13 protein-coding genes are annotated in these 12,118 nt (G+C 39.8%); 10 read left to right on the top strand and 3 right to left on the bottom strand.

What is annotated here, in order from left to right; translation table 11 throughout:
* The first annotated feature begins 54 nt into the window (after positions 1–54).
* Positions 55–348 (top strand): DUF6123 family protein, encoded by a 294-nt coding sequence (locus AC3ISB_RS17330; RefSeq protein ID WP_098370717.1) that lies wholly within the window; start codon positions 55–57, stop codon positions 346–348.
* A 44-nt stretch (positions 349–392) separates the two neighbouring features.
* Here the strand turns inward: AC3ISB_RS17330 and AC3ISB_RS17325 are convergent, their stop codons facing one another.
* Together AC3ISB_RS17325 and AC3ISB_RS17320 are read right to left on the bottom strand one after the other, a co-directional pair.
* Complete coding sequence (locus tag AC3ISB_RS17325; RefSeq protein ID WP_489273780.1) at positions 393–1,301, bottom strand: DMT family transporter; 909 nt, start codon at positions 1,299–1,301, stop codon at positions 393–395.
* A complete protein-coding gene (locus AC3ISB_RS17320) occupies positions 1,285–1,698 on the bottom strand; it encodes a reverse transcriptase-like protein (protein WP_098370715.1) in 414 nt (137 codons plus the stop codon). The genes AC3ISB_RS17325 and AC3ISB_RS17320 overlap by 17 nt, the downstream gene beginning before the upstream one ends.
* 222 nt (positions 1,699–1,920) lie before the next feature.
* Here AC3ISB_RS17320 and AC3ISB_RS17315 point away from each other — a divergent pair, with 222 nt between their 5' ends.
* From AC3ISB_RS17315 to AC3ISB_RS17305, 3 genes are all read left to right on the top strand, one after another.
* Entirely contained in the window at positions 1,921–2,592 is a 672-nt protein-coding gene (locus AC3ISB_RS17315) for a reverse transcriptase-like protein (protein WP_286176971.1), read from the top strand.
* Positions 2,593–2,597: 5 nt separating this feature from the next.
* Positions 2,598–2,783 carry a zinc-finger domain-containing protein gene (locus tag AC3ISB_RS17310; RefSeq protein WP_098370714.1) on the top strand — a complete coding sequence of 62 codons (186 nt, stop codon included), beginning with the start codon at positions 2,598–2,600 and terminating at the stop codon, positions 2,781–2,783.
* A 156-nt stretch (positions 2,784–2,939) separates the two neighbouring features.
* Positions 2,940–3,320: a hypothetical protein gene (locus AC3ISB_RS17305; RefSeq protein ID WP_489273779.1), complete on the top strand. Its 381-nt coding sequence runs from the start codon at positions 2,940–2,942 to the stop codon at positions 3,318–3,320.
* 15 nt (positions 3,321–3,335) lie between these two features.
* On the opposite strand, the gene AC3ISB_RS17300 is transcribed toward AC3ISB_RS17305, so the two are convergent.
* The gene (locus tag AC3ISB_RS17300; RefSeq protein WP_076365790.1) at positions 3,336–3,800 is read right to left on the bottom strand and encodes an RrF2 family transcriptional regulator; all 465 of its coding nucleotides are present in this window, start codon (positions 3,798–3,800) and stop codon (positions 3,336–3,338) included.
* Between the two features lie 170 nt (positions 3,801–3,970).
* Between AC3ISB_RS17300 and hmpA the strand changes: the two genes are divergently transcribed.
* From hmpA to AC3ISB_RS17270, 6 genes are all read left to right on the top strand, one after another.
* Positions 3,971–5,179: an NO-inducible flavohemoprotein gene (hmpA, locus tag AC3ISB_RS17295; RefSeq protein ID WP_489273778.1), complete on the top strand. Its 1,209-nt coding sequence runs from the start codon at positions 3,971–3,973 to the stop codon at positions 5,177–5,179.
* Between the two features lie 334 nt (positions 5,180–5,513).
* The gene (gene proB / locus AC3ISB_RS17290; protein WP_489273777.1) at positions 5,514–6,602 is read left to right on the top strand and encodes a glutamate 5-kinase; all 1,089 of its coding nucleotides are present in this window, start codon (positions 5,514–5,516) and stop codon (positions 6,600–6,602) included.
* Positions 6,603–6,639: 37 nt separating this feature from the next.
* Positions 6,640–7,887, top strand: a complete 1,248-nt coding sequence (locus AC3ISB_RS17285; RefSeq protein ID WP_489273776.1) for a glutamate-5-semialdehyde dehydrogenase — start codon at positions 6,640–6,642, stop codon at positions 7,885–7,887.
* A gap of 80 nt (positions 7,888–7,967) precedes the next feature.
* On the top strand, positions 7,968–8,402 hold the full coding sequence (locus AC3ISB_RS17280; RefSeq protein ID WP_098370708.1) for a general stress protein: 435 nt from the start codon (positions 7,968–7,970) through the stop codon (positions 8,400–8,402).
* A gap of 590 nt (positions 8,403–8,992) precedes the next feature.
* Complete coding sequence (locus AC3ISB_RS17275; RefSeq protein ID WP_489273775.1) at positions 8,993–10,927, top strand: sigma 54-interacting transcriptional regulator; 1,935 nt, start codon at positions 8,993–8,995, stop codon at positions 10,925–10,927.
* Between the two features lie 199 nt (positions 10,928–11,126).
* Positions 11,127–12,089 (top strand): hydroxyacid dehydrogenase, encoded by a 963-nt coding sequence (locus AC3ISB_RS17270; protein ID WP_489273774.1) that lies wholly within the window; start codon positions 11,127–11,129, stop codon positions 12,087–12,089.
* The last annotated feature ends 29 nt before the right edge of the window (positions 12,090–12,118 follow it).

The following is a 12,118-nucleotide window of genomic DNA, read 5'->3' as shown; positions in this document are numbered from 1 at the left end:
TGTCGAAAAATGGATAGTCAAAATCTATGATATACGGTAAGATGAAAATAAGGCATGAAGTATGGAGTGGATGCAAAAGTGGCGAAGTCAACTGAAGAGTATGTTAGTTTTTTAGAGGGTAAGGGATTCACTTTTGGTAATGACGCTATTGGTTTTATTTATTTTGGTAAGCGCTACACGGATGCGAGTGATATTTTAGTCAATGCAGCAATAGAATTGACATTGAAGGTACAAAAGAACTTTGATGGCAGCTTTTATATCTCCTTTTTGGAAAACTTAAAACAAAATGGCATTGAAACGCGTAGTGCAGCGGTATCTTTTGCAAAAGAACAGGGGCTGCTAAAATAAATCGGACTTCGTAACTGGAAGTCCGATTTATTTTATTGGCCTTTTCAAGAAAAGTCCTGTGTCACGGTTTTCTTTTTCTTAACAGGCAGTTCAGCGAAAATCATCCCCAAGAATATGAATGCGCAGCCGATGATGGAGGCGGCAGTCAATTTTTCCCCTATCAATATGTATGAGGATAACGCGGCAAAAACCGGTTCCATTGAAAAGATAAGCGCCACTCTTGTAGGTGTCGTATAGGCTTGGAAGAAGGTTTGTGCAAAAAAGGCGAACGCAGTGGCAAGGGCTGCCGTAACCAATAAAGCAGTCCATACGTCCTTCTGTAACATGACCTCCGAGCTGAAGATGACGGAATGATTCTCTTTGAAAATGAAGGCTGAAACAAATGATAATAAGGATACGGTGGAAACCTGAATCAGCGTCAACGGTAAAGCAGGTAAGGTCTTGGCATATCTAGCGGTAGTAATAATCTGCATGGCAAAACTGATTGCGCATAAAAATACCAGTAAATCCCCGATATTCAAATTGGAGCGGTCAGCGAAAGTCATTAAATAAAGCCCGATGGTTGCGGCTGCGACACCAATTATTGTATTGCGGGAAAGCCTATGTTTTAAAAGCAGCAGGGAAAACACGGGTACCATGACGACACTTAATCCTGTTATAAAGCCTGTCTTCGCAGGAGTTGTATAATTCAATCCGATCGTTTGAAGCCCATACCCCAGAAAAAGCCAAACCCCAATATGAAACCCAGCCATAAAAAGACCCTTGTTCCAAGTTTTCCCCTTTTTGTGTAAAGTCGATATATAAGGGATGAGCAAGAAAACGAATGCCATGAAGAAACGGACCGCATTAAACGTGAAGGGGTCTAGAAAAGATAGGGCGTTTTGGACCATGACAAAAGTTACACCCCAGATGAATACAACGAATAATAACGAAAAATCAGCTGTCTTGTTCATGAATTTCCTCAGACTTATTCAATCGAATGGCTCGTCTCGCCAACTCATCCGCGGACTTGTTTTCGAGATTTGGAATCCATTTCATGAAAAATAATTCAAGCTCATCGGAAAGCTTTAGCGCCCGTTCCAACAAAATGGCATACTTATTCTTTGCAAATCTTTTTTCAATGGCCTGGTTGATGGCTTGGGAGTCAGTACGAAAAGAAACGATTTGATACTTATTGGCTACACAAATTTCCAATGCTTTGATTAAAGCATGGTACTCCGCTTCATGGTTTTCCATATTTCCAAGCGGAAAGGCATGCCGCTCGACCACACCATTATTATTTATGAAAACACCTGCGCCGCTCGGCCCTGGATTGCCTGCACTGGCACCATCAATATACACTTCGATCAAGATGTGCTCCTCCTCGAGTTTAACTGTCAATATGCTATGATAATAAAACGTTTCATATAAAATAAAGATTGAAACATGAGAATTTCAGGCTGATCTGGGAACTATAATTAAAAAAAGCGATACAAATGCTTACAATATATTATAAAGGGTAAGACGAAAAAAAGGTATGAAAATTGTTAGCTGTTCTGCATGAATGGTGAATGGATAAGGAGCTGGAAATCTTTGAAGGTAATTATGCAATGGACATATCATGCTTCAAAAAAACCATCTGCCGATTTCGTTTCGGATTGGCTTGATGCCGGAACTGCACTGGTCATTACGGAAGATCTTGAAAAGGCAGGAAGGCTGAAAGAAGTGGAGTTCAAGGATGAATTCGATACAACTTGGACAAAGAAGGAGCTAAAGAAACTCCTGACGGAAGTTGAGGAAGAACCGCAGGATGTGACTGTTTTTTTTGATGGCGGTTATCAAAAAGATGAAAAGGTGGCAGGAATCGGTGTTGCCATTTATTTTCGTCAAGGTAAGAAGTTCTGGCGGTTACGCACCAATGTGAAATTGGAGCAATTCGAATCCAATAATGAAGCGGAATATGCGGCCTTTCATGAAGCGGTCAGGCAGATGGACGAACTTGGAATCCACCATCAAAGCTGTGTCTTTAAAGGGGATTCTCTCGTTGTCTTAAATCAACTTTCCGGTGAATGGCCCTGTATGGAAGAAAACTTAAATAAATGGCTTGACCGCATTGAAGCGAAACTGGATAAATTAAAGATTATTCCTGTCTGCAAGCCAATTTCTCGAAAGGAAAACCAGGAAGCCGATCGCCTGGCAACACTTGCACTGCAGGGAAAAGCCATTTTCAGCAAAATGGAAATTGCTGAGTCAAAGGAGCCATAACAACAATGAACAGGAAAAAAATATATGAAGAAGTGGAAGATGTTCTCGCTTCATTTTGCCAAGATTGTTTTTTACGAAAGCATTTTCGAAAAGAGAAAGGGCGGACGTATGCCCATCAGTTCTGTATTTCAGAATGTACGGTTGGTGAAAAATTAAAACACCTGGGAAATGAACTTAGTGACCGATCTTAAGAGCCCAAAAATGCTTTCGTTATGACACAAGTGCATGAAGGATATGGTATTATAGGTAATAAATGGATAAAAGTGTGAGAGTAATGAAAAATAGAAGAGGGAAGCTGAATATTTAAAGCGAATACGCCTCTTACCATACCTGAAATTGATTTCATAATGGAAGAATTGAAAAAAGGTGAATCTTCTATAACGGAGAATCATGTACAACCTAACGTAAAGATTCATGAAAGAATCAACGAAGCTTCTCTTCAAATGAAAAACATCTTTCAAGATATACGTAAAATGCCGTTTTATAAGGTGATTGAGCAAATGAACCGCGACATGTTCGGTAAATTCAATCCGGAAATCCTGCTGGAATTTGTAAATCGTTTAATGGCCACATTGGTCGGAAAAGAAGTCATGCTTACTAATGAACGAATCGGGACGGTCGTTATGATCAATCCATACGATCCCCTTAAAGTTTTATTGAAAACCAGTATAGGAATCATGGATTTGCGAATGGAAAAGGAATGTCAGATCGAACGAATCTTCGGTTAATGAAAAAGAGCCCGATTATAAAAAATCGGGCTCTTCGTCATTCTTCTTTACCGAATCGAAATAGGTTTTGAGCATCACTTTATTTTCACTGAAGTCTGCAATCGTATATTGATCAAGGACCTTTAGAAAAGCATCCAAGGCATTATTAAGAACAAATTTCAATGAACAAACGGGAGAAATCACACAGTTATCGTGATCTTTAAAACATTCCACTAGATAAAAATCCTCCTCGGTTCGCCGTACAAGTTCCCCTACATTTATTTCTGCGGGTGATTTTGCAAGCCGAAATCCGCCATTTCTTCCACGAATCGTCTCAATATAGCCTAATTTTCCAAGATTATGAACAATCTTCATCAAATGATTCTTAGACAGTTGATAGACTTCAGAAATCTCTTTAATATTTGATAATTTGCTTTGGTCGTGGGAAGCCAGGTAAATCAACACTCTAAGTGAGTAATCGGAATAACTCGTCAACCTCATGTTTATCGCCTCACATTCTATCCCCATTTGACTATATCATAAATGTGAACATTTTATAAACATGAAAACTTATTTTTGAAAAAGATGTATTAAATATATTGCTTTTAATGCATTTAAGTTCTAATATAAACATGTATTTAAAATACTTGTTTATGAAGAGGGGTTTACCTATGCTATCCCAAAAGACTATTGACGTTATTAAATCTACCGTACCTGTATTAGAAGTGCATGGTGCAACAATCACAACTGTATTCTATAAAAATCTTTTCGAAGCACATCCTGAATTATTAAATGTTTTTAATCACGCCAATCAAAAAAAGGGGCGCCAGCAAAATGCACTAGCCAACACGGTTTTGGCAGCAGCTAAATATATAGATCAACTCGAAACGATATTACCTGCCGTGAAGCAAATAGCACAAAAACACAGAAGCCTTGCCGTTAAAGCCGAACATTATCCCATTGTTGGAGAATTTCTATTAGGTGCAATCAAGGAAGTGTTACAAGATTCAGCTACAGAAGAGATCCTCCAAGCTTGGGGAGAGGCCTATGGGGTCATTGCCGATGCTTTCATTAGCATCGAAAAGGAAATGTACGACGAAGCTTCCAATCAGGTCGGAGGATGGTCTGATTTCAAACGATTCACAGTGGTGGAAAAAGTACCGGAAAGTGACGTAATCACATCCTTTTATTTAAAACCGTCAGATGGAGAGAAGGTTCCATCATTTCTTCCTGGACAATATATTACCATTCGGATCGAGATACCGGGTGAACGCTATTTATTCAACCGTCAATATAGCTTGTCTGATGTTCCGGGAAAAGATTATTTCCGGATTTCCGTTAAAAAAGAAAAGCCGGGAACCTCTCCTGATGGAAGGGTCTCTAACTACTTGCATGAATCCATTCAGATTGGTGACAGTATTGACGTAACGGCTCCTGCAGGAGATTTCACCATCGATTTGGAAAAACGAACACCTGCAGTATTCTTGAGCGGAGGCGTTGGCATAACACCTTTCATGAGTATGGTCCATGCGATAGCTGAACAAACACCTGAGCGTGATGTACAATTCATTCATGCTTCCGATAATGGTCGGTTACAGCCGTTCAGAATGGAACTGACAGAACTAGCCCACAAGCTTACCAGCTATCAATTATCCTTTGTCTTTAAAAATCCGGGTGAGGATGATAAGAAGCTGCCGAATTTTAAAAAGGAAGGGTATATCGATAAGGAATTATTGAGCGGTTTTGTTAAACCTGAAGCTGATTATTATGTATGTGGCCCTGTTCCTTTCATGAAGGCCATCATTACTTATCTAAATGAGCTGGGGATAGATACGGATAAAATTCACTATGAGTTCTTCGGCCCGGCAATAGCGTTATAAGGTTTATTCATCGTAGGAATGTTATTGACATCAAGCAGATAATTTTGCATACTATATTAAAACAATGAACGTTGAGAGAAGATTAGTATGCGAGAATCACTGTGACAGAGAGCGGCGTCAATTGCTGGAAGACCCGCGACAGGAAAACGCAGAACCTGCTTCTTGAGTCCTATGCAAAACATAGGCGCAAATCCTGGCGTTATCAGGCAGAGTGGAATGCATGAACTTGCATTCAATGAAGGTGGTACCACGGAGAGCAGCCCTTTTCGTCCTTATTTCGAGGATGAAAAGGGCTTTTTTTCATGTCTTAGATATTTATTGGAGGAAGTAATCGATGGAAAAGAAACGCATCGTTGTAAAGATAGGAAGTAGTTCTTTGACCAACACAAAAGGTGAAATCGACCAAAATAAATTTTCCGATCATATCCAGGCAGTGGCAGCTTTAAGGAAAGCGGGACATGAAGTTGTCCTTGTTTCATCAGGTGCTGTAGCAACAGGTTTTCGCAAGCTCGGCTATCCTACGAGACCTGTCACTCTCAAGGGGAAACAAGCTGCTGCAGCGGTCGGGCAAAGCCTATTGATTCAATTATATATGGAACAATTGGGGCATTTTGGAATCGTTCCTGCGCAGATTTTGTTAACAAGGAAAGATTTCTCGAAAAAAGATAGATATAAAAATGCATATGCGACATTGATGGAATTGCTTGAACGCGGCATCCTTCCGATTATTAATGAAAATGATACAGTATCGGTCGAGGAGTTGACTTTTGGTGATAATGATATGCTATCTGCCTTAGTAAGCGGGCTGGTCCACGCCACCAACTTGATCATATTAACGGACATTAATGGGCTTTATGATTCCAATCCACAGACAAATCCAGGGGCGAAACGATTTGACAAGCTATCCGAAGTAACGGCGGATTTATTGCAAATGGCAGAAGGTGCAGGATCCAATGTCGGAACCGGGGGTATGAAATCTAAGCTGATTGCAGCGCAAACTGCATTGTCTCTAGGGGTGAAAGTATTCATTGGTTCTGGTTATGGGAGTGATAAACTTCTAACAATCCTTGAAGGCAAAGGTGATGGCACGTATATTGGGAATGATGTCTTGACGACGGTAACGAAAAACAAACAATGGATATCCCTTCATTCACAAGTATCCGGGAAAATTTTCGTTGATGAGGGTGCCGAAAAGGCCTTAGTTTCAAATGGCAGCAGTCTGCTGCCAGCTGGAATTTATGAAATTAAAGGAGTCTTCAATAAGGGGGATGTTGTCGAAGTCTTTGGTGCAAATGGATTATTGGGGCGGGGTGAGGTCCTTTACTCCGACGAAGAATTAAAGCAGGCGATGGGAAAGAGGACATCCGAGCTTGTGATCACTTCCATAGAAGTGATTCATCGCGATAAATGGGTGAAAGCATAAAAATCAATTTTAGTGAAGGAAAAGGGGGCATTTGGAAATGAGTGAAGTGACGGCGAAAGGAAAGGCAGCCAAAAAAGCCAGTTATCAGTTAATAGGATTGAGTACGGAAAAAAAGAACGAGGCACTTGGAAACATTGCTAAGCAACTCATTATCGATAAAGATTTTTTGATAAAAGAAAATCAAAAGGACCTGGAAGAAGGCAGGAAAAAAGGCTTCAATGAGTCTACATTGGATCGAATTATGTTAAATGTTAACCGTATTGACGACATGGCTGAGGCCATTATGCTTTTAATTGATTTAAATGATCCGGTTGGGGAACAATTGGAGACGATCGAAAAAGAGAATGGTTTATTAATTAAAAAGTTACGGGTGCCGATCGGTGTAATCGGGATGATTTATGAAGCCAGGCCTAACGTGACCATCGATGCAGCTACATTGTCCTTGAAAACGGGGAATGCCGTCCTATTAAGAGGCAGTTCGTCAGCCAAAAACTCCAATATTGCACTAGTCTCATCCATTCATAAGGCATTAGAGAATACGGAAATTCCTGTAGAAGCTGTTCAATTGATCGAGGATACGAGTCGTGAAACCGCTAAGGAACTTTTTCATCTTAATGAGTATTTAGATGTTTTGATTCCACGCGGCGGAAAGAATTTAATTGAAACGGTCATTAAGGAGTCCACTGTTCCCGTTCTTGAAACAGGAGCAGGCAATTGCCATATCTTCATCGATCAGACCGCAGATATCACGATGGTCGAGAAAATTGTCTTAAACGGTAAAACTCACCGTCCATCCGTATGCAATGCTATCGAGGGGCTTCTAATTCATGAAAAATGGTTTGAAGAAAATGGTGTGCGTATTTTGGAACTCCTGGACGAAAAGGGTATTGAAGTATATGGAGATGAAGCGGTTTGCAGCGCCTTTCCGAGAGCGAAAACAGCTACAGAGGAAGATTGGTCAACGGAGTACCTGGCTTTAAAAATCAGCGTTAAAACTGTAAAAGGTGTATTCGATGCGATTGAACACATTAACCGATACGGTACCAAGCATTCTGAAGCAATCCTGACGAGGGATGAACAAAACGCCTCCGCATTTTTGAATAAAGTAGACGCCGCAGCAGTTTATCACAATGCTTCCACCCGTTTTACCGACGGCTTTGAATTCGGTTATGGCGCAGAAATCGGCATTTCGACACAAAAGCTGCATGCACGTGGACCAATGGGTTTACCTGCATTAACATCAAGCAAGTACTTCATTTACGGCCAGGGGCAAATCCGGGAATGAAATTCATTTCTTTCATGGAAGGTTATTAAAACTCAATTAAGGGTATTGTATAATACATTACTTTTAAAGGAGCAGATACCATGGAGAAGAGGTTTATAGCAATATATGAAAATGCAAATGAAGCGACTTCAGCAGTCGAAAACTTAAAGGAACAAGGATATACATCCGATCAAATATCAGTAGTGGCAAAAAACATTGATAAATTACCTAGTGAAGCCGAGGAAGTCGGCCCGGCAAAGACTGATGGATTAGTAGCTGGGGCAGCAGCCGGCGGAGCTGTCGGATTAACAGGTCTGCTTATTGGAATGAGTGCATTGGCCGTACCAGGAATTGGTCCAATATTGGCAGCAGGACCGATTTTCGCCACTTTTGGCGGAGCCGCAGCCGGGGCAGCATCGGGAGCAGGCGGATTGAGAAAGCCATTATTGGATATTGGACTTGAGGAAGCCGAAGTCGAACAATATGTGGAGGATATTAAAGCAGGGAAAATCCTTGTCATCGCCGATCCTTTTTAAGTTCGTAAGTAAACCCACCTTGAATGAACAGATTTACGAAGTTAGATAACTGCTCAATGCCCGCAAAAACTCAAAATAATATTTATTGAAAAACCCCGTTCAGGATTTCTTGAACGGGGTTAATATGTTTGTAGACTAATTTTATTGTCAGTAACTATAAAATCAAAAGGAATTCCACATTTGTATGAAGAATTAAAGGAATATAGTCCTATTACCTAGAGAGGAAGGGGAATTACGGAAAATAAAGTAGATGACGATGCACTTAAGAAATTAAAGAGGATATTTTCTTGATGATTTTCACCTTTAGAATCATTATACTGATGATAATGTTAAAAAGCGTATTCTAGTGAAGAAAAGCAAGTTTTAATGTAATGACCTGGATGACCAGACTATTATGATATTAAATACCAATCGAAATCCTTATGATGAAAAAACCCACGATAAAGGGTTTTTTATTTTTCAAAGTCATTTTCTAAATTCTAATATCTAAATAAAATGCAGAATTACTTTTTTTAAGTCTCAATTGTACTCAAGATATTACATTTCTTATTGCGGCTAAACCAAAATGATTTACGTTGGAGGTGGGTGTTTTGATAAAAATAAAACTCGTTGTTCCTCGAAAAGGGTATATTACGGATGCTTTTGAAAGATTTGAGGAATTCAACAAGTTGGAAGAATCGGACAACAATGATAACGGTTCAGTGAAGTTTGTTTTAGAGGAGGTAGTTGAGGATGCCGATAAGATTGGGAAGTTGAAGCTGGATGCTGATGTGATCATCTCAAGGGGATTAATCACGAAACTATTAAAAGAAAGCAATGAATTCATTCCAATCGTTGATATACCTGTACAAGGTATTGACCTCATTCGTTCCCTGTATGATTGCAAGGCCCGTTTTGGCAGTAAAAAAGTGGCCGTTATAGGAGCGTTAAACATGATTTATGGCGTGGAGAACCTTTCGGATATTGTTGATTTGCCAATTCAGTCCTATATATTAAATGATATCGAGTCCTCAGTCAGTTTAGTGGATTTGGCAGCCAGAGATGGCTGTGAGGTGGTGTTAAGTGGTTTAAGTACCTGTAAATATGCTGAAGAGATAGGGTTGGGAGCCATTCTTGTTGACACTGGAAAGGAATCATTTCGGCAGGCGTTGATTGAGGCAAAAAGAGTGGCTCTTGTCAGCAGAAGGGAACAGGAGAAGACCAAGCGTTACCAAACGATTCTTAATTATGCCTATGAAGGGGTTATTGCTATAGATTTAAAAGGACAAATATCTGTATTTAATACGGCGGCTCAGGAGATATTATCCATTTCCAAGGGGAGCTTAATTGGAAATTCTATATACGATATAATAAAGCCCGGGAAATTTCGTAATATGCTTTTAAGCGACGATGAATACGAAAAAGATACCGTTGCTTACCAATCGATTCAATTATCGGTAAAAAAAGTTGGGATATTTTTAAAAGGTAAAAAAGTGGGGGATATGGTCGCCTTTCAGGATGTTACCCGCATTCAAGAGATGGAAGGGAAGTTCTTTAGAAAACTTCATTCACGCGGACATGTGGCTAAGTACACATTTGATGATATATTGTATCGAAGTCCCGAAATTAAGAGGACGATTGAAACAGCTCAACGTTATAGTGAAGTAGATTCAAACATTCTTATAATTGGAGAAACTGGAACGGGCAAGGAAATATTCGCCCAAAGCATACATAATCATAGCAACCGGAAAAATAACCCGTTTGTAGCCATTAATTGCGCGGCGCTTCCCGAAAATTTATTGGAAAGTGAGCTTTTCGGATATGCAGAAGGAGCTTTCACGGGAGCCATGAAAGGCGGAAAGCAAGGATTTTTTGAACTGGCTCATAGAGGTACGATTTTTTTAGATGAAATAGGGGAAATCTCCCCAAAAATGCAAAGCCGGCTGCTACGTGTCCTCCAAGAGCGGGAAATCATGCGCATCGGTGATGATAAAGTAATTCCGGTTGATGTGAGAATTGTGTCGGCAACGAACAAAGACCTCATGCAAATGGTGAAAAGCAATGACTTTCGGGAGGATCTGTATTATCGCTTGAGTGTACTGGACCTTGTATTGCCTCCACTTCGGGAACGCAGAGAAGATATTCCGTTATTGGTGAATTCTTTTATTCAGAAAGGTCATTCGGATCAAAAACAAATTAAGATTACGGATACTGCCATGAAAAAGCTGAGCGAAGAGAATTGGGAAGGGAATATTCGCCAATTGCAAAATTTTTGTGAGCGATTATGCGCTCTTTATAAAGACAAGTTAATTGATGTGTACGATATTGAATTGTATTTCCCCAATAGAAGTAAAAAGAAAATACAGCTGTTGAAACAAGACGAAGAGATGGATATGTCACCTGGGATGCATTTATCCGAGCGTGAAAGAATTGTTCAAATGTTAATTAAGGTTAATTTTAATAAAGGAAAAGCTGCCTTTGAGTTAGGGATGAGTCGCACGACTTTATGGAGAAAGATGAAAAATTTGAATATTGAAACAAATTGAAACGTAATGAAACTAATTAATTCATTTTGAAACAATTTGTTAACTTTATTTATGTCTTAATATATGAACTAATTGGCTTCTTTCCTTTATAAACTGATGTTTTTTATGTTGGCACAATAATTGTATATATAACAATGCAGTAGGAAAGATTTTTCCTTCAAGGTTAATATGAAAGGTTGGTGTTAAGGTGAGTCATTTAGTGTATATTCCTCAAGATATTGAGAAAGAGGGGAAAAGTTATTTAGTTGAAAAAGGCTATAAGATTAAAGTAGGGTCTGATCTATCGCAAGAAATTCTTATGCAAGAAATCAAGGGTTGTGATGCAGTACTAACGAGATCAACGGCTGTAATAAATAAAGAAGTTATTCAAGCAGCTGAAAACCTCAAAGTGATTGCCAAGTATGGTGTGGGCTTGGACAATATTGATATCGAAGCTGCTACAGAGCGTGGCATTTATGTAACAAATACCCCAGAGGCAAATGCGAATTCTGTAGCTGAACATGTAATGGCATTAATTTTATCATTGTCCAAAAACTTAAGCTTGGCTGATAAAGAACTGCGCAGCGGGAATTTTGCTATTCGTAATCAACTTTTTGGCATGGACTTGGAAGGCAAGACTTTGGGGATCATCGGACTGGGGAGAATCGGTAGAATACTGGCAAAAAAGGCTTACCAAGGCTTCGATATGAAAGTGATTGGCTACGACCCCTATGTTACAGCCAGAACGAATTCGGAGTTGGAGATAGTAACAGATTTAGAATGGGTATTCAGAAACTCTGATGTTATTAGCTTGCATCTGCCGTTAACGAAAACCACAAAAGAGATAATAGGAAGCCGTGAGTTTTCCTGGATGAAACCTTCTTCCTATTTTGTAAACGCTTCCAGGGGCGGTGTAGTGAAGGAAAGTGATTTAGTAAATGCTTTGCAAGCGGGCCAGATTGCCGGCGCTGGAATAGACGTATTTGAAGTTGAGCCTCCTGATAAATGGAATCCCCTTTTTATATTGGATAATGTGATTGTCAGTCCTCATAATGCGGCATTGACGAAGGAAGGCTCGATACGCATGGCTGTACATGCAGCAATGCAAGTGGAACAAGTTCTTACAGGCCTGAAACCGAATTGGGCTGTAAATGAGCCCTTAACTAAAGGGCTGTCAAGGTAATAACACTGAAAAAAATATCTGTTTTTTCA

The sequence above is a fragment of the Peribacillus sp. GL_122 genome, from assembly GCF_057835005.1.
Note: the sequence above shows the minus strand (reverse complement) of the source record. Positions and strands in the feature narration are given on the sequence as shown.